Origin of the sequence: Pseudarthrobacter sp. TAF60_1 (assembly GCF_052113505.1) — a bacterium.
Lineage (GTDB): Bacteria > Actinomycetota > Actinomycetes > Actinomycetales > Micrococcaceae > Arthrobacter.
In genome coordinates, this window is the sequence record NZ_JBFRDI010000005.1 from 19,142 (window position 1) to 38,893 (window position 19,752).

General features: G+C 66.4%; 14 protein-coding genes and 1 tRNA gene. 7 read left to right on the forward strand and 8 right to left on the reverse strand.

Annotation, left to right across the window (positions count from 1 at the left end; genetic code table 11):
* Positions 1-272 precede the first annotated feature (272 nt).
* On the reverse strand, positions 273-401 hold the full coding sequence (locus AB4Y73_RS07150) for a hypothetical protein (RefSeq protein WP_441870334.1): 129 nt from the start codon (positions 399-401) through the stop codon (positions 273-275).
* A 62-nt stretch (positions 402-463) separates the two neighbouring features.
* On the reverse strand, positions 464-1,384 hold the full coding sequence (locus AB4Y73_RS07155; RefSeq protein ID WP_441870850.1) for an NmrA family NAD(P)-binding protein: 921 nt from the start codon (positions 1,382-1,384) through the stop codon (positions 464-466).
* Between the two features lie 268 nt (positions 1,385-1,652).
* On the opposite strand from AB4Y73_RS07155, the gene AB4Y73_RS07160 reads away from it, so the two are divergent.
* From AB4Y73_RS07160 to nrfD, 4 genes are all read left to right on the forward strand, one after another.
* Complete coding sequence (locus tag AB4Y73_RS07160; protein WP_441870336.1) at positions 1,653-2,984, forward strand: DUF2254 domain-containing protein; 1,332 nt, start codon at positions 1,653-1,655, stop codon at positions 2,982-2,984.
* Between the two features lie 135 nt (positions 2,985-3,119).
* Positions 3,120-6,455 (forward strand): formate dehydrogenase, encoded by a 3,336-nt coding sequence (fdh, locus tag AB4Y73_RS07165; protein ID WP_441870338.1) that lies wholly within the window; start codon positions 3,120-3,122, stop codon positions 6,453-6,455.
* A 104-nt stretch (positions 6,456-6,559) separates the two neighbouring features.
* The gene (locus AB4Y73_RS07170) at positions 6,560-7,570 is read left to right on the forward strand and encodes a 4Fe-4S dicluster domain-containing protein (RefSeq protein ID WP_441870340.1); all 1,011 of its coding nucleotides are present in this window, start codon (positions 6,560-6,562) and stop codon (positions 7,568-7,570) included.
* The gene (gene nrfD / locus AB4Y73_RS07175) at positions 7,567-8,658 is read left to right on the forward strand and encodes an NrfD/PsrC family molybdoenzyme membrane anchor subunit (RefSeq protein ID WP_441870342.1); all 1,092 of its coding nucleotides are present in this window, start codon (positions 7,567-7,569) and stop codon (positions 8,656-8,658) included. The genes AB4Y73_RS07170 and nrfD overlap by 4 nt, the downstream gene beginning before the upstream one ends.
* 15 nt (positions 8,659-8,673) lie before the next feature.
* Here the strand turns inward: nrfD and selD are convergent, their stop codons facing one another.
* Positions 8,674-9,696, reverse strand: a complete 1,023-nt coding sequence (gene selD / locus AB4Y73_RS07180) for a selenide, water dikinase SelD (protein ID WP_441870344.1) — start codon at positions 9,694-9,696, stop codon at positions 8,674-8,676.
* 44 nt (positions 9,697-9,740) lie between these two features.
* Here selD and AB4Y73_RS07185 point away from each other — a divergent pair.
* The 3 genes from AB4Y73_RS07185 to selB all read left to right on the forward strand — a co-directional run bounded on the left by AB4Y73_RS07185 (position 9,741) and on the right by selB (position 13,002).
* Positions 9,741-9,835: transfer RNA gene (locus AB4Y73_RS07185), tRNA-Sec, on the forward strand.
* 36 nt (positions 9,836-9,871) lie between these two features.
* On the forward strand, positions 9,872-11,203 hold the full coding sequence (gene selA / locus AB4Y73_RS07190) for an L-seryl-tRNA(Sec) selenium transferase (RefSeq protein ID WP_441870346.1): 1,332 nt from the start codon (positions 9,872-9,874) through the stop codon (positions 11,201-11,203).
* A 2-nt stretch (positions 11,204-11,205) separates the two neighbouring features.
* Positions 11,206-13,002 carry a selenocysteine-specific translation elongation factor gene (gene selB / locus AB4Y73_RS07195; protein WP_441870348.1) on the forward strand — a complete coding sequence of 599 codons (1,797 nt, stop codon included), beginning with the start codon at positions 11,206-11,208 and terminating at the stop codon, positions 13,000-13,002.
* Positions 13,003-13,554: 552 nt separating this feature from the next.
* On the opposite strand, the gene AB4Y73_RS07200 is transcribed toward selB, so the two are convergent.
* From AB4Y73_RS07200 to AB4Y73_RS07220, 5 genes are all read right to left on the reverse strand, one after another.
* Positions 13,555-14,979 carry a glycoside hydrolase family 32 protein gene (locus tag AB4Y73_RS07200; RefSeq protein ID WP_441870350.1) on the reverse strand — a complete coding sequence of 475 codons (1,425 nt, stop codon included), beginning with the start codon at positions 14,977-14,979 and terminating at the stop codon, positions 13,555-13,557.
* 242 nt (positions 14,980-15,221) lie between these two features.
* Positions 15,222-16,778, reverse strand: coding sequence for a glycoside hydrolase family 32 protein (locus tag AB4Y73_RS07205; protein ID WP_441870352.1), 1,557 nt, complete (start codon positions 16,776-16,778; stop codon positions 15,222-15,224).
* Positions 16,775-17,869, reverse strand: coding sequence for an ATP-binding cassette domain-containing protein (locus AB4Y73_RS07210; protein ID WP_441870354.1), 1,095 nt, complete (start codon positions 17,867-17,869; stop codon positions 16,775-16,777). Before AB4Y73_RS07210 ends, AB4Y73_RS07205 begins: the two co-directional genes overlap by 4 nt.
* The gene (locus tag AB4Y73_RS07215; protein WP_441870356.1) at positions 17,866-18,828 is read right to left on the reverse strand and encodes an ABC transporter ATP-binding protein; all 963 of its coding nucleotides are present in this window, start codon (positions 18,826-18,828) and stop codon (positions 17,866-17,868) included. Before AB4Y73_RS07215 ends, AB4Y73_RS07210 begins: the two co-directional genes overlap by 4 nt.
* Entirely contained in the window at positions 18,825-19,751 is a 927-nt protein-coding gene (locus tag AB4Y73_RS07220) for an ABC transporter permease (protein WP_441870358.1), read from the reverse strand. The genes AB4Y73_RS07215 and AB4Y73_RS07220 overlap by 4 nt, the downstream gene beginning before the upstream one ends.
* Position 19,752 lies beyond the last annotated feature (1 nt).

Genomic DNA, 19,752 nt, shown 5'->3' on the forward strand with positions numbered 1-19,752 from the left:
CGATGCAGTCAATGAGGCCGACCATCCGCTGGTGAGCGAATCGACATGACACAAGTCCATCTGGACCTCGTAGGCGGGCTGGCCTTTGAACGGTCCTTAAGGGCCTCTGCGAGCTGGGCTGTCTTGATTTTGGCTCGTCAACGGGTCAGATGTGCCATCAGCAGCGGGTCACGCGGTACGGACGGGCCGGGTTGACCCCAGTTACGAGGACGTTGTCGCTCGTCATTTCCAGCTCCCGCTTTCGACTTCAATTGCGTCATCGTTGCGGACCGCTAAAGGGTTCTCTTAGGGTTCGTGGTGTCAGCCTCGTTTCGGTGCCGGCGGGGCTCCGGTCCGATGGCTGTGTAGCAGTGGTCGATTAGTTCCATGGTTTGGACGGCCTCGTCGTTGTCTGTGGGCATTGGGACTCCGTGCCGGATAGATTGCGCGCTGATCGTTGGCTGCCAACCCTCAGTGCGGAGGATCAGTGATCGTCCGCTGTCTCCTTCAAATGCGCTTCGAGGACATCGCGGACCGAGGTCCACCCGTGCGGGCCATAACGATCATTGTTGACGTGATGGAGCTCGGCCTCGCCGTTGAACATGCTGACGAAGTACTGCATACCCTGCCATGCAGGGAACGCCTGGTCTTTGTCCTTCGACAGGTGCTGGCCGATCGTGCTCATGGCCGTCAAAATACCGGTGGTGCCGGCCCATTGCAGGGAGAAAGGGGTCCCCGTGAGGTCAGTCATGGTCCGGGCGATGCTGCGCGCCGTGACGCGGTCGCCGGCTATCTCGACGACGCGGGGTGCACCCTCATCGAGGGCGACAAGCGCGACGACGCGTGCGACGTCGTCCTTGGTCGTGAAGTCGAGAATCTGGTCCGGTGAGGACCAGAACAGGACCCGGTGACGCTTGAACAAGATCATGGGCGCCTGCCCGGTGAGCATGTCGGCGAATGCCCCGTTCAGCACGGAAGTCACGCGGATGGGGGCGGCGTCAAGCTCGGCGGCGAGCTCGCGCCGGAGTTCGAAGTTGCGGTTGCTGCCGGGGGTGATCCGGCGGTAATCCGCAGAGTAGTCCGACGGGATGAACCGGGCCACCCCCGTTTCGACGGCGGCCGCGAGGAGCGCCCGCTGCGCGTCGACAATGACCGGACGCGCGCCGCTGACGGCGGAAATGACGGCGTCGACGCCGGACAGTGCTGAGGCGAGGCCGGCCCGGTCCGTGTAGGCGACCTCGTGGATCTCCACGCGCTCCTGCGCGCCGTAGATTCTGTGGGCCTTGCCGCTCCCGGGGCGTGTCAGGACCCGTACCAGGGTGTCGCGGCGGAGGAGTTCGCCAACGATGCGTTGGCCGAGGTCACCGGTGGCTCCGGCGACGAGGACGTTGATGGTAGTGATGATGGGCTCTTCTCGGTAGGGTTTGTCGGTGCGGCACCGGCGGGTGAACTGGTGGGCGAGCCACGGGTTGCCCGAATACAAGCGCGGTCTTGCGCTTCGATGCCCGCAGCCGCCCGCAGTGGACCAAGCCGACGCCGGTCAGGCCTGGCCCTCATGCAGAAATAGTACTTGGCGACCAAGCCGAGGACTCCCCGCTGAATTTACCTGTTGTGGACCGGACGCAGCTCCCGGCACGTTGACGGACGAGGACCGCCGGCAGAGAGTGGCACATGTGAAGCGCGAAGCCCTTCGGGAGTATCTGGCGAGTGCCCTGTGGGCGATGCCGACACGCGCCGTCGTGCTCGCGCTCATCGCGGGGGCGAGTCTCTCCGCTGTGCAAATCGGCAAGACGGCGCTTCTTGCCGTCCTCCTCTTCCAGGGGACATCCGACGACGCGCGGAACCTGCTCGTGAGCATCGCCAGCACGATGGTCACGGTCATCGCCCTCGTCCTGGGCCTTACCGTGGTAGCCCTGCAGCTCGCGTCGACGCAGTTCAGCCCCCGGCTATTGCGGAATTTCCTCCGCGACATCCCCAACCAGCTGACCCTCAGCGCCTTCGTTGCGACCTTCGCGTACAGCACGGCGGGGCTCTACACGGTCGGCATCTTAGGCGGCCAACGCATCGAGGAGCATCCCCGCCTTGCCGTGAGCGGCGCGCTGATGCTGCTGTTCGTCAGCATGGTGATGCTCGTGTTCTTCGTCCACCATCTATCGCATTCGATCCAGGTGGACCAAGTCATGAAAGGCGTCGAGACGGCGACGCTGAAGGTGATCGCGCGGTCGTTCGTCCACGGCGACCCCGGCAGCCGTATGCCGGACGTGCCTGCCGGTGCCACGGCCCTGCCGGCACCGGCATCGGGATATGTCCAGGCCTTCCACGTCGGGCCATTCGTTGGAGCACTCGCGGACCGGGACCTTACGGCATTGATGGTGCCCATGGTGGGCCGGCACGTGGTTGCCGGCGCACCCATCGCCTGGGTATGGGACGTGACTGACGGCGACGGGAGACCGCTTGCGCCCGACGCCTCCGCCGAGCTCCGGCGTGCACTTGCGCAAAGCGTACGGATCGGCTACGAACGGACCCTGGAGCAGGACGTCGCGTTCGGGATCCGGCAGCTCGCCGACGTCGCGTCCAAGGCGCTTTCGCCTGCCATCAACGACCCCTACACCGCGAACCAAGCGGTCGACCACCTCGGCACCATCCTCGCCGCGCTGACACTCCGGCAGCACGGCCCGCAAGCAGTGTCAGACGCCCAGGGCACGGTCCGGCTCCATATCCCGGCCCGCGACTTCGCCTATCTCGTTGATTTGGCCCTCGGACAGGTGCGGCGTTACGGATCAAACGAACCCCGCGTCGTCCGGGCCTTGCTGCGGGTATGCCGCGATCTCGCCTGGTTTGGAAACGCCGCCCACCGCGCCGTCGTGCGGCAGTATGTGGAGACCCTTATTAGCGACGTCACCCGGCTCGTGGCGCAACCAGCCGACCGCGACCCCCTGCTGGAGGAGGGCGCGGCGGTCCTTGACCTCTTCAACATGACGGACGGCCCTACGGGCACCGCCTAGCTACGTCATTCTCCCGGCCGCAGACCCGCTCCCCGGTCTGCTGGTCCTCGGGCTGGCCCAGGTCACGGCGCCGCCGGGGGAGGACACGCCCGACTTGTCCTGTTGCTCCAGGCCGGGACGGGATATGCTCCTGCAATGGCACCGCGAAGTTTTCTTCAATGGCCGGTCGTCCGTCAACTGAGCACGGGGGATCTGCTGGGCCGTGGGCCCGCTGTCACCTCGGCCAAGACCAAGGCCATTGCCCCGCGCACAGCTACTGCTGACCGCGTTGTCCAGAGCGTGTGCCCCTACTGCGCCGTTGGTTGTGGACAGCGGGTCTACGTCAAGGACGAAAAAGTCATCCAGATCGAAGGCGATCCGGACTCACCTATCTCGCGCGGCCGCCTGTGCCCCAAGGGCTCTGCCAGCGAGCAACTGGTGAATTCACCCGGCCGGCAGACCAAGGTGCTTTACCGTGCGCCGCGCTCCAAGGAGTGGGAACACCTGGATTTGGCTACGGCCGTCGAGATGGTGGCGAACCGGTTCATCGAAACGCGCCGCAGGACGTGGCAGCAGAAGGACGACCAGGGCCGGCTGCTGCGCCGCACCATGGGCATCGCCTCGCTGGGCGGCGCAACCCTGGACAACGAAGAAAACTACCTGATCAAGAAGCTCTTCACGGCTGCAGGGGCGGTGCAGACCGAGAACCAGGCCCGCATATGACACTCCGCCACGGTTCCCAGTTTGGGAGCCTCGTTTGGACGCGGTGGTGCAACGCAATCACTGCAGGACATGGCCAACGCCGACTGCATCATTATCCAGGGTTCCAATATGGCCGAGTGCCATCCCGTGGGATACCAGTGGGTGGCGGAGGCTAAAGCCCGCGGAGCGAAGGTCATTCACGTGGACCCCAGGTTCACGCGGACCTCGGCGGTCTCGGATAAGCACATTCCCATTCGTGCCGGCTCTGACGTGGTGCTCCTCGGCGCGCTGATCAACTATGTCCTGACCAATGACCTGTGGTTCAAGGAGTACGTCTCCGCGTACACCAACGCCGCGACGCTGGTCCACGAGGATTACCGCGACGCCGAGGACTTGGGCGGCCTGTTCTCAGGCTTTGATCCGGAGAAGCGCGCGTACGACACGTCATCGTGGGCCTATGCGGAAAAAGGGGACGGTGCAATCGATGAACCGGGGCCTGGTTCGGAACACGGAGCCGATGCCACGGCGCGCGCCGCCGGCCACGCTTTTGGAAGCGGCGGCCCACCCTTGGAGCACGCGGAAGTGCAGCGCGATGACACCCTCCAGGACCCGCGGACTGTTTTCCAGATCGTCAAGCGGCACTACGCCCGTTACACCGCGGAGATGGTCCAGGATATGTGCGGGATCGACGCCGCGGACTTCGAGTACCTGGCTCGCTCCATCACGGAAAACTCCGGTCGCGACCGGACCACGTGTTTCGCTTACGCCGTCGGTTGGACCCAGCACTCCCTTGGGGCCCAGTTCATCCGCGCCGCCGCCATCCTCCAGCTTCTGCTTGGGAACGTCGGACGCCCTGGCGGCGGAATCATGGCCCTGCGCGGCCATGCCAGCATCCAGGGCTCCACGGACATCCCCACCCTCTTCAACCTTCTGCCCGGCTACCTGCCGATGCCCAGCGCCGGACGCCACGACAGCCTTGAGGAATACCTGTCAGTCATTGGCTCGAAACAGCAGAAGGGTTATTGGGCCGACGCCGACGCCTACACCATCAGCCTCCTAAAGGCCTGGTGGGGCGACGCCGCAACCGCGGACAACAACTGGGCTTACGACTATCTTCCGAGACTGACGGGAGCCCACGGCACGTACGAGACAGTGATGGGTATGCTCGAGGACGAAGTTGAGGGCTACTTCCTTCTTGGCCAGAATCCTGCAGTGGGTTCGGCCCACGGCCGAATGCAACGCCTCGCCATGTCCCATTTGAAGTGGCTGGTAGTGCGTGACTTGAACCTCATCGAGTCGGCGACGTGGTGGAAGGACGGTCCGGAGATTGAATCCGGGGAGCTGCGCACCGAGGACATTGAAACCGAGGTGTTCTTCCTCCCTGCCGCAACCCACGTGGAGAAAGCCGGCTCTTTCACGCAGACCCAACGGCTGCTGCAGTGGCGGCACCAGGCGGTGGCACCGCCGGGGGAGTGCCAAAGCGAGCTGCAGTTCTTCTTCGAGCTGGGCCAGCGGATCCGCGAGAAGCTGGCCGGTTCGGAGGACGAACGGGACCGTCCGCTGCTTGACCTCACCTGGGACTACCCCACGGATGAGCATGGCGATCCTGATGCCGAGGCCGTGCTTGCGGAAATCAACGGACGCCACCTGGACGGCCCCGACGCCGGCAAGCCACTCTCGGCATACACCGAACTCCGGGCCGACGGGTCCACGGCGGCTGGCTGTTGGATCTACACCGGCGTGTACGCTGACGGTTTCAACCATGCCGCTAACCGTAAGCCCGGCCAGGAACAGGGGCCTGCGGCTCCGGAATGGGGCTGGGCATGGCCAGCCAACCGCCGGATCCTCTACAACCGTGCGTCGGCCGATCCGGCCGGCAAGCCGTGGAGCGAGCGGAAGAAATACATCTGGTGGGACCAGGAACAGGGTAAGTGGGTCGGAGACGACGTGCCGGACTTCCCGGTTGACCGGGCACCCGGCAGCAAGCCCGATCCCTCCGTCGGTGGTCCAGCCGCGCTCAGCGGTGATGATCCCTTCATCATGCAGGCCGACGGCAAGGGCTGGTTGTTCGCTCCGAAGGGCCTCGTGGATGGCCCCCTTCCCACCCATTACGAAGCCCAGGAATCCCCGGTGGCGAACGCGCTTTACCCGCAGCAGCAGAGTCCTGCGCGGCTGGTGTTCCCCAGGGCCGACAACCTCAGCGCGCCGAGCGCCGGTACCCGTGGTGCAGACATCTACCCGTACGTCTTCACCACGTACCGGCTCACGGAGCACCATACGGCGGGCGGGATGAGCCGCTGGCTCCCTTACCTTTCAGAGCTGCAGCCGGAGATGTTCTGCGAGGTTTCGCCCGAGCTGGCCGCCGAGCGTGGCTTGGAGCCCTATGGGTGGGCCACCATCATCTCGCCCCGCTCCGCCATCGAGGCGAAGGTGCTTGTCACGGACCGGATGAGGCCCCTGGCTGTTGGCGGTCACACCGTGCACCAAATCGGGCTGCCTTACCACTGGGGTGTCGGCAGCAATGCCGTGGTCAGTGGTGACGCGGCCAACGACCTGCTGGGTGTGACCCTGGACCCCAACGTCCAGATCCAGGAGTCCAAGGTGGCTTCGTGCGACATCCGTCCGGGGCGGCGCCCGCGCGGGCGGGAACTGCTTGACCTGGTTGCCGAGTACCAGGCGCGGGCCGGAGTGACCATAGAGACCGGTAATCGCGCGGTCACAGATCCGGCAGCGGAAGGCATCAAAGCCTCGCCGGATGAGGACGGCCGGGCAGACGGCAGAGCGGACTGATGAACGTGACCACCCCTGCCCCCGCCGAAGCACACAATGCCCCGCCCGGACACCCTCTGCCTCCGGGCAGAGTTCCGGGCAACAACCCCACGTTGGAGGACTAGATGGGCCAGCTGGCCGGACCGACCGACCCCACCGCCGATGCCCACTGGGAGCACAGCCATCCGCGCAAGGGGTTCTTTACCGACACTTCCATCTGCATCGGCTGCAAGGCCTGCGAAGTCGCCTGCAAGGAGTGGAACCACAACCCGCAGGACGGAAACCTCGAGTTGCTGGGGTCCTCCTACGACAACACGGGATCGCTGGGCGCCAGCACGTGGCGGCATGTTGCATTCATCGAGCAAGGCCAGGAACGGATCGTTGAGGCGCGGGAGTCCGGCCGCGCGCTGGTGAGCCTTGGCATGCCGCGTATCGGTCCGCCAGCCCCGGCCGGGGCTGCAGTGACGGATCTCGCGGGGGCGGATACCACCCCGCCGGACACGGCCGACTTCCGCTGGCTGATGTCCTCCGATGTCTGCAAGCACTGCACCCACGCAGGATGCCTCGACGTCTGCCCCACCGGAGCCCTTTTCCGCACCGAATTCGGCACCGTGGTGGTCCAGGACGACGTCTGCAATGGCTGCGGAACCTGTGTGGCCGGGTGTCCCTTCGGCGTGATCGAGCGCCGCAGCAACGGCACGGTCAAGGTCGCCACCAGCCGCGAGGACCAGCACGCCGGGCACCCCGCCGTCCCCAACGCGGGCGTCGCCCAGAAGTGCACCCTTTGCTACGACCGTCTGGTGGCGGACGAGACGCCCGCCTGCGCCAAGGCCTGCCCGACGACGTCCATCAAGTTCGGCGACCACGACGACATGGTGGAGGCGGCCCGGGAACGGGTCGCCGACCTGCACGCGCAGGGCATGACCGAGGCGCGGCTTTACGGCGCCAACGAAAACGACGGCGTCGGCGGAACCGGTTCCGTTTTCCTCCTGCTCGATGAGCCCGAGGTATACGGACTCCCGCCGGATCCGCGGGTCCCCACCGCCGACCTGCCCCGGATGTACCAGCGGGCCGGCCTGGCGGTAGCGGGCATGGCCGTTGCCGCGGCGGTTGCCTTCCTGGGAGGTCGGGAGTGACTCTTTCAGAGTTCGACAGTTTCCGGCCGGCAGAGCCCGCCCGGCGCCGCCGGACTGCCGGCAAACGCGGCACCGGCCGCCGCCGTGACAACAGTGACGGCTCGCGGGAAATGCCGATGGTGCCGGAGCCGGAGTTCACCTCGTACTATGGCCGTCCGGTCGTCAAACCGGCTCCCTGGGGCGACGACGTCGCCATCTACCTGTTCCTGGGCGGGGTCGCGGGCGGCTCGGCCTTGCTCGGCCTCGGCGGCCAGCTGACCGGACGGCCGGCGCTGCGCCGCAATGCCCGGTTGAGTGCCCTGGCCGCGGTGGGCCTCGGCGCCGTCGCCCTGATCAAGGATCTCGGCAGGCCGGAACGTTTCCTGAACATGCTGCGGACGTTCAAGGTGACCTCGCCGATGAGCGTCGGGTCATGGATTCTCAGCGCTTTCAGCGCCGGAACCGGCGTCGCCGCGGTTGCGGAGATCGACCGCATGACCGGTGAACGGTTGCCGCTGGGTCCGTTGCGGACCGTGCTGCGGGCGGTCGAGGGCCCGGCCGGTTTTGAGGCCGCGCTGTTCGCCGGACCGCTTGCGGCTTACACGGCCGTGCTGCTCGGCGACACCGCGACCCCGACTTGGCACGCTGGCCACGAGGAATTGCCGTTCGTGTTCGTGAGCTCGGCCAGCCTCGCGTCCGGCGGCCTCGCCATGATCACCACACCGGTGCGCGAAGCGGGCCCCGCGCGAAAACTCGCGGTCCTCGGCGTCGTGGGCGATGTGGTCGCGATGAAGGTGATGGAGCGGCGGATGGATCCTGTGGCAGCGGAGCCCCTGCATCAGGGCAAGGCCGGCGCCATGCTGAAATGGAGCGAGCGGCTTGCCCTGGCCGGTGGACTGGGGACACTTTTGGGGGGACGCAACCGCGTGGCGGCGGCAGCTTCGGGAGTGGCCTTGTTGGCCGCTTCCGCGCTGACTCGCTTCGGGGTGTTCGAAGCCGGCCTCGCCTCGGCCAAGGACCCCCGGTACACCATCGAACCGCAGAAGAACCGGCTCGCGGCCCGCCGTGCCGCCGGCATCACCGGCGACGCGATCACCACCGGCAGCTGAGCTGCCTTCCCCGGCCTAGCGGATCTGGATTCCCCGGCCGGCCGTGGTGTGGCCAATGACGGGATAGCCGGGCAGCTCGCCGACCACCAGCAGGCCGCCGGAAGTCTGGGCATCGGCCAGAAGCAGCAGGTCGTCTTCGGTGATCCCCGGTGCGGTCTCCAGGTGCGGACGCACCCAGTCGAGGTTGCGCCGGGTCCCGCCGGAGACAAAGCCGTCGCGTAGCGCCTCGCGGGCTCCGTCAATCAGCGGTACCGCCTTCAGGTCGATCACTGCGCCAACTTCCGATGCCCGGACCATCTTGTAAAGGTGGCCAAGCAGGCCAAAACCCGTGACGTCCGTCGCTGCCCGGGCCCCGGCGGCCACCGCGGCTTCGGAGGCGTCGCGATTGAGGCTCGCCATCATCTCTATCGCCTCAGCGAACACTTCACCGGTCGCTTTGTGCCGGTTATTGAGAAGCCCGACGCCGATCGGCTTGGTAAGCGTGATGGGCAGCCCCGGCTGGGCGGCGTCGTTGCGCAGCAACCGGTCTGGGTGCGCGACGCCGGTGACGGCCATGCCGTACTTGGGCTCCGGATCGTCAATGGAGTGTCCGCCAAGCACTGGGCAACCGGCCTCCGACGCCACACTCAGGCCGCCACGGAGGACCTCCGTCATGAGCTCCATCGGCAGGACGCCGCGGGGCCAGCCGACCAGGTTGATCGCCGTGACCGGCCTGCCGCCCATTGCGTAAATGTCCGAGAGCGCATTGGCAGCCGCGATTCGGCCCCAGTCAAAGGCATCGTTGACAACGGGAGTGAAGAAATCGGCGGTGGTAAGAACCGCGAGGTCGTCGCGGACCAGGACGGCTGCCGCGTCGTCACCACTGTCCAGGCCAACCAGCACCTCTGCACCCGGCTGGCCGATGAGGCCACGGACAACATCTTCGAGCTCCCCCGGTGGAATTTTGCAGGCACAGCCTCCTCCGTGGGCATACTCGGTGAGCCGAAGGGCGCCGGCTCCCTCATCACGTTGCTGGACTGACGTCTGGGCCTCATTCACCCGCCTAGCGTACTACCGCAAAGCAACCTGCTATATTGAGGCGCGGTGGCGTCCGGGTCCTGGTGGGCCCCCCGGTCTTCAAAACCGGTGCGGCTGAGCATCTCGGCCTGGCGGGTTCGATTCCCGTCCGCCACCGCCAAGTTTCGGCAGTGGATGCCGCGATATGAGGAGGGCTGTGGACCACGTCGATCCCCGGCGCCTGATTCCCCGCACGAACGACCTGCTGGCACTGCCGCCCGTCCGCGAAGCCCGGACACGGCTGAATGAGCGTGTGATCCGAGGACTTGTCCGGGACATCCAGGAGCAGGCCCGGCGCGGTGACCTGCCTCCCGGCCAGGTGGAGGCGGTCCTGCTGGCCGCCATCGCTGACCGCAAGGCAACAACCCTGCGCCCGGTGCTGAATGCAACGGGGATCATCGTCCACACCAACCTCGGGCGCGCACCGCTTTCCGCGGCTGCGGTCGAAGCTGTTATCGCAGCCAGCGGCTACGTTGACGTGGAACTCGACCTGGCTGACGGAAACCGCTCCCGCCGGGGCGCCGGGGCCCGTGCGGCACTGCTCGCGGCATGTCCCGCCGCCGAGGACGCGCTGGTGGTCAACAACGGAGCAGCGGCGCTGGTACTGGCCACGACAGCACTGGCCGCCGGCCGGGAGGTGGTGGTGAGCCGCGGTGAACTCGTTGAGATCGGTGCCGGCTTCAGGCTCACCGACCTGATGGAATCGACAGGCGCAAGGCTTCGCGAGGTGGGCACCACCAACCGGACCCACCTGCACGACTACGCCGGAGCCCTGGGGCCGGATACGGGCTGCGTACTGAAGGTCCATCCGAGCAACTTCCGGGTAGACGGGTTTACGTCCGCTGTTCCGCTGCACGAACTGAGCCCGCTGACGCAGGCCAACGGGGTACCGCTCGTGGCCGATCTCGGCAGCGGACTGCTGGCGCCCGACCCTCACCTCCCTGATGAACCTGATGTTGCCTCCGCGTTGGCCGGCGGGGCCGACGTCGTCATCGCCAGCGGCGACAAACTGCTGGGCGGACCCCAGGCAGGTCTGCTGCTGGGCCGCAGGGAAATCATCACGCGGTTGGCCCGCCACCCGCTCGCCCGGGCCGTCCGGGCCGACAAGCTTGCCCTCGCCGCCCTGGAGGCGACGGTCGCGGGCGGAATGCCGCCTGTCGTGCAGGCGCTGCACGCCGACGTCGGACAATTGCGGCGCCGCACGGAACGGCTGGCCCAGGAACTCGGAGTATCGGTGGTGCCGCATGACGGCAGGGTAGGCGGCGGGGGTGCCCCCGGTTTTGCCTTACCTGGCTGGGCGCTCCGGCTCCCCGAAGGGCTGGCGCGGCTCCTGCGTGCCGGCGATCCCGCCGTGCTTCCGCGCGTCCACGACGGTTCCTGTTTGATCGATCTGCGCTGCGTGCCCGAACGGGACGACGACCGGATTCTCGAGGCCGTACGGCAGGCGCTGGCAACCCTCGAGGCTGCGGATGCAGGCAGGGCGGGCTAAGAGTGCACGTCGTTGCCACCGCCGGACATGTCGATTCGGGCAAGAGCACCCTTGTCCGCGCCCTTACCGGCATGGAGCCGGACCGTTGGGAAGAAGAACGGCGCCGCGGGCTGACCATCGACCTAGGTTACGCATGGACCACGTTGCCGTCCGGACAGGACGTTGCGTTCGTTGACGTCCCGGGCCACGAGCGTTTCCTGGGCAACATGCTTGCCGGAGTCGGACCCGCGCCGGTGGTCTGTTTCGTCGTCGCCGCCGACGAAGGCTGGCAGGCGCAGTCGAGCGACCACCGGGACGCCGTGGCGGCGCTGGGCATCGAACACGGCGTGGTCGTCCTCAGCCGTGCGGACCGGGCGTCCAGCCAGCGGGTGGCGGACGTACTGGCACGCACCCGCGTGGAGCTGGCCGGGACTGGTCTGAGGGACGCCCCGGCAGTTGCCGTGTCCGCCATTGACGGCACCGGCCTGGCTGACCTGCGTTCAGCGCTCGACGGCGTCCTGGCCAGCGTGCCGCGTCCGGTCACCGACGGGCGGGTCAGGTTGTGGGTGGACCGCTCGTTCACGATCACCGGTTCCGGCACCGTGGTGACCGGAACATTGGCAGCGGGGACGATCGTCCAGGGGGACCGGCTGAGCCTGCTTGGACACTTTGGTTCCCGGTCCGTCGTCGTCCGTGGCCTGCAAAGCCGGGACACCTCGTACACCTCGGTGGCGCCGGTCAGCCGTGTGGCCTTGAACCTGCGTGACGTTTCCGCCACCGACATCCGGCGCGGGGACGCGCTGCTAACCCCCGATGCCTGGCCCACCACCGGCGTCGTGGGCATCCAACGGACGACTGGTGTGGCCTATACGGAGGTGCCGGAGCAGCTGATGGTCCATGTTGGCACCGCGTCCGTGCCGGTCAGGCTGCGTCCTTTCGGCGCCGACCACGCCAGGCTCGTCCTTGACAGGCACCTGCCTCTCGTCCTGGGGGACCGGCTGGTGCTGCGCGACCCCGGGAGCCGCTCGGTGTTGGGCGGGGCACGCATCCTCGACGCCGATCCACCGGCTTTGCGGCGGCGTGGAGATGGCGCCCACTGGGCCGAGCGGCTTGCAGGCATGGGCCCGGCGGGCGATGTGCTGGGGGAGGTAGCAGCCCGCAAAGCGGTGCAGGTGGAGCATCTGCGCCGCCTTGGGCTGCTGTCCGGGCACGAGCCGGACGCGCCGCCGGGCGTACAGGTCATCGATGACTGGTGGGTGCACGCTCCTGTCCTTGAGGCCTGGCAGCACCAGCTTCGCATCGCAGTCCAGGCGCTGCAGGAACGCGATCCCTTGGCGCCGGGCCTTTCCATGGGCGCAGCGCGGGACTTGCTCAAGTTGCCCGACGAGAGGCTGCTTTCCCATGTCATCCGGGGGGCCACCCTGGAACAGGACGCAGGGCACGTCCGGCTGCCCGGCAGCCGGAGCAATCTTGGCCCCATCGAACCGGCAATAGCCAAGTTGGAGGGCAGGCTCAGCGCGGACGCGTTCCATGCCCCCGAAGCCAATGAGCTGGCTGCACTGGGCCTCGGTGCGCGCGAGCTCGCTGCCGCAGAGCGCGCGGGGCGCTTGCTGCGGCTGCGCGACGGGGTGGTGCTGCTGCCTACGGCCCCGGCCCTTGCAATGCGCACCCTCGCCGGCCTGGAACAGCCCTTCACCACGAGCCAGGCGCGCCAGGCACTGGGCACAACACGCCGGATCGCGGTTCCGCTGCTGGAACATCTCGATTTGCGGGGGTGGACGCAGCGGTTGGACGCAGGCCACCGGAAGGTGGTGCGCTGAGGGTCCGGCGGGTGTCATTGGCGGTCGTGCCGGTTCCTCCAACTGAACCGCTGCAGGAAGTCGTGGATGTCCTGGAGCATCAGCTCCTACCTGACGGAAGGGGAACCGGAGGGCCAACGGACAGCGCTTTCACCTGGCTCGGTTGGACAGGTTCCTCGAAGGATCGGTTTCCGGGTCTCTGATCCGCAGTCAGCAGCGACCAGTCCTCTTCGTCCCCGACTATTGAGAACGGGGATAGCCGGGCGGCTGATTTCTGCGCCTACAAGGCCGTCGTCTGACCTCGGCCGCGCCTCCGGACGGTCCCGCCCGAAAACGACACCCGGGCCTGGTTCTGGATTAGCGAATCAGGGAATTCCCGCCGCCCATGCAGCTCCGGGAGCCGAGTGATAGCAAGGGCTGGAATGCAGTTCGAGTCCCATCCCGGGCATCCGTAGCGGACAATGGCAGGCGAGTTTTATGGGTGTGCCATCATTGTCGGGCCTGTCCTGGCAGGTCTTTCTGCGGACCATAACCTTGGTCTGCAAAAGTCCTGCCGGACAATCAGGGCCTGGACTAATGCATGTCCTTGATTTCGCTAATGGTCAGGTTCCGGAAGGTGGCGGCTCCTTCATGGGCGTAAAGGCGGATTCCGTTGTCGCCTTCAAGCGGGAACACCCGGTGGGAGTGCACCACGCGTCCGTCTCCGACGAACATTTCCACGCTCGTACGGTCCACGAGGATGCGGATGGTGAGCCGTCCTGTCGAGGGGTCGATAGGGGTCTGGGTTTCGCCGCCGCTAGGGTTGATCGTTGGCCGCCTGTTGAGATACGCGAAGGGGCCTCGCAGGAATGCGCCGGCGGCGACGTGTCTGCCGCCGCCGGGTGCGCGGCATAGCTCGAAACCCACGTTGGCGGGAGCGGAAGCAGGGTCCCATACGAGCTCGCAGGTCAGGTCGTAAGCGGCTGCGCGGACGTCGAGGTCGCGGGTGCCGCTGACGACTACGTCGCCCAGGACGTGGTCGCGCTTCCCATAATTTCGCAGCGCAGAGGTGGGGGCGGAGACGAGGTGGTACCCGCCGTCCGCCCGTTTGAGGCGGAGGTCGCGCACGATCATGTCATCGCCGTTGTAGGCGTCCATCTCAAGGGTCGGTGTGTTGTGGGGGTAGTCCCAGAAGTTCGCCCACCCGATTGCCCGGCGGAGGGTCTCATCCTCCGCACCCGACGCGTCGTGATGGGGATATGTGACTGCTCCATAAAAGTCATAGCCGTAGTCGAGCCACTCTGCCTCGGACCGGTCAGGCGTGAATGATGTGCCGTCGAAGGCGCCCGTCCAGTACGCGTAGGTCGCGGGCAGGCCGCGGCCTTTGCCGTTGGCGCTCGTCCCGAGGATCCAGCGGGAGGTGCCGTCGTCAGCGGTCATCCGAAAGATATCAGGGCATTCGAGCACTCCCAGGTCGGTGCGTATGAACTCGCCGACGCGCCGCCAGGACCGCAGATCGCCAGATGAGTAGAAGCCAAGCTTTTGCCCCTCGGCGTTCACCAGGAACCATCGCCCGCGGTCAGCGTCCCAGATCACTTTGGGATCCCGGAAGTCAGGCACTCCGGGGTTCGGCAGCACCGGGGCGGAACCCGCGGCCTGGAACGAGCGCCCGCGATCGTTCGAGTACCAGAGGTACTGAGCCTGGCGACCTTCCGGCGCCTGAGTTACAAGGGCGATCACCGCACCCTTGCCATATCCGGCCGTGTTCTGCTCGTCGACCACAAGCGATCCTGACCAGCAGTCGCCGTTGCCGTCGCTGAACTTCGGGATCGAGACGCCGCGGTCGGCGAATGCGACGTGGTCGGTGGTCGTGGCGCGGCGCCAGGACGTGCCTCCGCCGCCCTGCAGGTAGTCGGCGTTGTACAGGTAGTAGTAGTGGTATTCCCCGTCGATGTAGATGGGGCGCTGAGGGTCGTTTTTCCAGTTGTCGGGGACGCTGAAGTGATAGGTCGGGCGCATCCGGCGTGGTCCTTTTGAGATGGAGCCTTTTGATCGGGGTTCAGGTGCCGTGGCGGGTTCGGCTGCGGCGGGTCCGGCGAACGCTGCTGAAAGTGCGAGCGATCCGCTGAGGGCAGCCACACTGCTTCCGGTAAGGAGTGAACGACGAGAGACCGTGGGGGAATCTTCCATGACTTCCTTCTTGTTTTTGGGCAGCCTCGATGCTGCTGTGTGAGTGGTTGTTGAAGTGCTGCCTCCCGCCTTCAGGGGAAGAGTGGCCGCGTACCCTCATGGATTTCGGCCATAGTCCAGGCGTCCAGGGCAACGATCCGGGCAGTGCCATCGGCGGCAAGGGTGACGTGGTCTCCGCCCAGTGTGGGGTAGACGCGGGCGGTGAGCGCTATCCCGTTGGCGAAGATTTCGACGGCGGACCGGTCCAGGATGACACGCAGGTGCACCCGTCCTTCGGGCATGGGGACGGGTCCTGACTTGTCTTCCACATCAACGGTTGGATCAAGGCTGCTTCTAGTGCGGTCCAGGCGGAGCGTGCCATCGTTGCCGGTGTCAGCCGCCCTGCATAGCTCGATAACAGTCTCCTCGTTGGGGCTGCCGGAGGGGCGCCCGTTTGCGGAGCCCAGGACACCAAGCCGCAGCCGGGCTCCCGGTGTCAGGTGGAGGTCCAGTTCGAGGTCGAGTTGCGTGCCGGACAAGCCAAGTTCCAAGGGCCCCGATGCGCCGGTCAACACCTGCCCGGGCAAACCGGCGTGGTCACGGCGCAGCGTCTTGATTTCCGGTACTGGCGCGAACCGGAGAGAACCGTCGTCCGCCGGCGTGACGATTCGGGGCAGGCTCATGACTCCGGACCAGCCGGCTTCCACCATCGCAGCATCACTTCGGCCTTCCTGCATCCAGCCGAACATGACACGCCGGCCGGACTCATCCTGGAAGGATTGCGGTGCGTAGAAGAAACGACCTCCGTAGTCGAGGCGGTGCAGCGCCGCGGGCTCGAAGGTATCCCCGGCGTACCGGCCGGTCCAGTACAGCGGGTGGTGGGTGTCGCCGTCGTCCCAAGCGGAGAAGACCAGCACGTCAGGCGAGCCGTCAGGAGGTGCAGACCCGAGCGATCCCTGTCCCGCCCGGAACAGGTCCACGCATTCCCACATCGTTCCCGTCCAGTCATTGTCAGCAGGATCGCCATGTGACGCATCGCCGATGAACAACGGCCCGATGTAGTCCCATCGCCGCAAATCCGGGGACTCGTACAGGAACGCCGTACCGCCGCGGCCCCGGATGCCCGAGCCCACCAGCTGCCGCCACATGGCCCCCTCGCGCCAGACGCAGTGATCGCGGTACGCCGTGATGTCTACGCCAACCGGCGGCGCTGCAATCACGGGGTTGCCGGGGTCCTTGGTCCAGCTCAAAAGATCCGGGGATCCTACGGCGACGCAGGGCAGCTCCCTGCCGTCGAACCGCCCCGAATACACCAGGGTGGGCGTGCCGCCGTCGTTCACCAATACCCCCGACCAGCAGCCCTCGGCGTCCGGCCCTGCAGACGGTTCCAAGGCAACAGGCTGGTCCGTCCATGTGACGAGATCGGTGCTGGTGGCATGACCCCACTGGATGCGGTGGTGGAAAGCGCCCTCCGGGTTGTATTGGTAGAAGAGGTGGTACGTGCCGTTCCATTGGCTGACGCCGTTGGGATCATTGAGCCAACCGGCCGGCGACACAAAGTGGAAGCGCGGGCGGAGGGGATCGGCCTCGGCGCGGGCAACCAACTCGTCCCGGGGAACGGTGGCGAGCGGGTGGGTCAGTTCAGTCATGCGGAGGCCTTTTCTGGAACGTTCGACGCCGGGGCGTTGGGTTGCGTCGGTTCGCCTGCCAGGGCATGGCCGTCGCTACCTGCCCACGGCTGGTAGAGGTGGCAGCGCACCCAATGCCTGTTGGCCGGATCTCCAACCTGGTGGCGCACGGGTTCTTCGGCCGAACAGGCCTGGGCCGGGTCGCCGTCGAAGGTGCACGTGGTCGAAGCCATCACCGCCTGCCGCAGTTCAGCGCGGCGGACGGGATCGTACGACCCTGCACGCGCAGGGTCCGGCACCGCTGAAACCAGGAGCTGCGTGTAGGGGTGGGCCGGGTTGGCCAGCAGGTCCAGGGACTCGCCTTCCTCGACCAGTTCCCCGGCGAACATGACGGCCGTGCGGTCCGCCAGGTAACGGGCGGACGCGAGGTCGTGGGTGATGTAGAGCATGGAGATGCCCTGCTCGTCGCGGAGCTTGCGCATCAGGTTCAGTACACCGATCCGGACGGAAACATCCAGCATGGAGGTGGGTTCGTCGGCCAGGATGACTTGGGGTTCAACGGCGAGGGCCCGGGCAATCGCAACGCGCTGGCGCTGACCGCCGGAGAGCTCGTGCGGATACGAGTCCAACATGTCACCCTGCAGGCCAACAGTGGTCATGAGTTCCTCGAGCCGCCGCCGGGTCTCTTCCTCGGAACCGCCACTCTTGCCGTGAATCGCCAGCGAACGCCGCAGGAAGTGCTCGATCCTGTGGGCCGGGTTCAGGGAACCGAAGGGGTCCTGGAAGACCATCTGCAGCTGCGAGCGGAACGCCCGGGATGCCTGGAACCGGTCACGCTTGAGGACGTCGACGCCGTCGATCAGGATCTCGCCGGAGCTCGGCTTTTCCAGCCGGGCAACGCAGCGGGCCAGGGTGCTTTTGCCCGACCCGGACTCTCCCACGAGGGCAACGATTTCGCCGCGGTCGATAGTTAGGTCCACACCGTGCAGGGCGCGGACCGATCCGCGGGAGAACAACCCGCCGATGGGGAATGACTTGCCGAGCCCACGGATTTCAAGGGCAGGGCTGCTGGTGGTGGACGCAGCCACCGGGGATGTTAACGAGTGGCTCATCGTGCGGCTCCTGCCAGGTTCGCGGAATCGTTCACTGAAGCGTCGGCACCAAACGGGGCCACGAAATGCCCGGGTGCTGCCTCGGTGAGGTCCGGGATGTTCCGGAACTTCACGCCGTCGGGCAGTCCCGTCAACGGAACCCGCGGACCCGTGAGCGGCGGGAACGCACCCATCAGCGCCTGGGTGTAGGGGTGGCGGGGGTTGGCATAGACGTCCTGGGCCTTCGCGGTCTCCACGATCCGGCCGCCGTACATCACGGCCATGCGGTGCGAGAGTTCCACCATGAGGGACATGTCGTGGGTGATGAAGAGGACGGAGAAGCCCAGTTCGCGCTGGAGCTCCTTGATCTGCGCCATGATCTCCTGCTGCACCACCACGTCCAGTGCGGTGGTGGGTTCGTCGAGGATCAGCAGTGATGGCTTGAGCGCCACGGCCATCGCTATCACAGCGCGCTGCCGCATGCCGCCCGAGAGCTGGTGCGGGTACGACTTGAGGCGAGCGGGGTCGATCCTCACCAATTCGAGCAACTCACCGGCACGCCGCAGCGATTCCTTGCGCGAGTGGCCGGCATGCGTGGTGAAAATATCCACGATCTGCTCGCCGATGGTGAGCACTGGGTTGAGCGAGTTCATGGCCGACTGGAACACCATGGCCACGTCCTGCCAGCGGAAGCGCCGCAGGTCCGCAGGGCTCATGGCCAGGACGTCCTTGCCGCCGAAGGAGATGCTGCCGCCGGCGATCGTCGCGGGATCCTTCAGGAGCCGCATGATCGAGTTGGCGATGGTTGACTTCCCGCAGCCGGACTCGCCCGCGAGCCCGAACACCTCACCGGTGCCGATGCTGAAGGAAACGCGGTCGACGGCGGTGGTGGAGCGGGTGTCGCCGATGTACTTGACGGTGAGGTTCTTGACCTCCAGGACGGGCTCGTGTGAGCCGAAAGAAACTTGGGAGACTGTCACTTGGCGGCGCTCCTTTCGGTAATTTTTGGGGTTTTGATCTTCCGCAGCCGCGGGTTGGTAACCTCGTCCACGGCGTAGTTGATCAGCGCCAGGGCGAACGCGACCAGCGCGATGCAGACACCCGAGGGAACAAAGACCCACCAGCTGCCGGTCAGAAGGGCGCCCTCGTTGCCGGCCCAGAAGAGGTTGTTGCCCCAGGAGACGGTGCTGACGTCACCCAGGCCAAGGAACTCCAGGCCTGCCTGGGCGCCGATGCCGTAGATCACGCAGGCCAGCAGGGTACCCATGACGTTCGAGGCCATGTTCGGCAGGATCTCGCGGAACATGATCCGGCCCGCCCGTTCCCCGGACACCACGGCCGCGGCCACAAAGTCCTTTGAGCGGATGGACAAGGCCTGTGATCGCAGCACACGTGCCGACCCGGCCCAGCCGGTGACCACGAGGACCAGAATCACGGTTCCCAAACCCGGCGGCAGGAACGCGGCCAGGATGACCAGGAGCGGAAGTCCGGGCAGAAGCAGGAAGACGTTGGTCACCAGGGACAGTGCTTCGTCAATGAACTTGCCAAAGTACGCCGAGGCCAGGCCCACCAAAATGCCGATGAAGGTGGATGCGAGGCCCACAGTCAACCCGACGAACAGGGAACTGCGGGAGCCGTGGACAGTCAGCGCGAGCACGTCCTGGCCTTTGGCTGTCGTTCCCAGCCAGTGCTCGGGAGAGGGTTCCAGCGAGGCCATGTCGGTAATCCGCGACGGGTCACCCGGGAAGAGCACCGGTGCGAGCAGGGCCAGTGCAATGAAGACGAGCATCACGGCCGTCCCCGTCATGGCTTTCTTGTTGGTCCGGAGGCCGTGGACGAAACTGCGGTTGGGCTTGCGGGCAGCTGTGGGCTCAGTGGGCTGCTTCAGAATTGCGGTTGTCATG

Coding starts and splice junctions, on each gene's coding strand:
- AB4Y73_RS07150 (WP_441870334.1), bottom strand. CDS start 401: ATGCCCACAGACAACGACGAGGCCGTCCAAACCATGGAACTAATCGAC.
- AB4Y73_RS07170 (WP_441870340.1), top strand. CDS start 6,560: ATGGGCCAGCTGGCCGGACCGACCGACCCCACCGCCGATGCCCACTGG.
- AB4Y73_RS07200 (WP_441870350.1), bottom strand. CDS start 14,979: ATGCGCCCGACCTATCACTTCAGCGTCCCCGACAACTGGAAAAACGAC.
- AB4Y73_RS07205 (WP_441870352.1), bottom strand. CDS start 16,778: ATGACTGAACTGACCCACCCGCTCGCCACCGTTCCCCGGGACGAGTTG.
- AB4Y73_RS07210 (WP_441870354.1), bottom strand. CDS start 17,869: ATGAGCCACTCGTTAACATCCCCGGTGGCTGCGTCCACCACCAGCAGC.
- AB4Y73_RS07220 (WP_441870358.1), bottom strand. CDS start 19,751: ATGACAACCGCAATTCTGAAGCAGCCCACTGAGCCCACAGCTGCCCGC.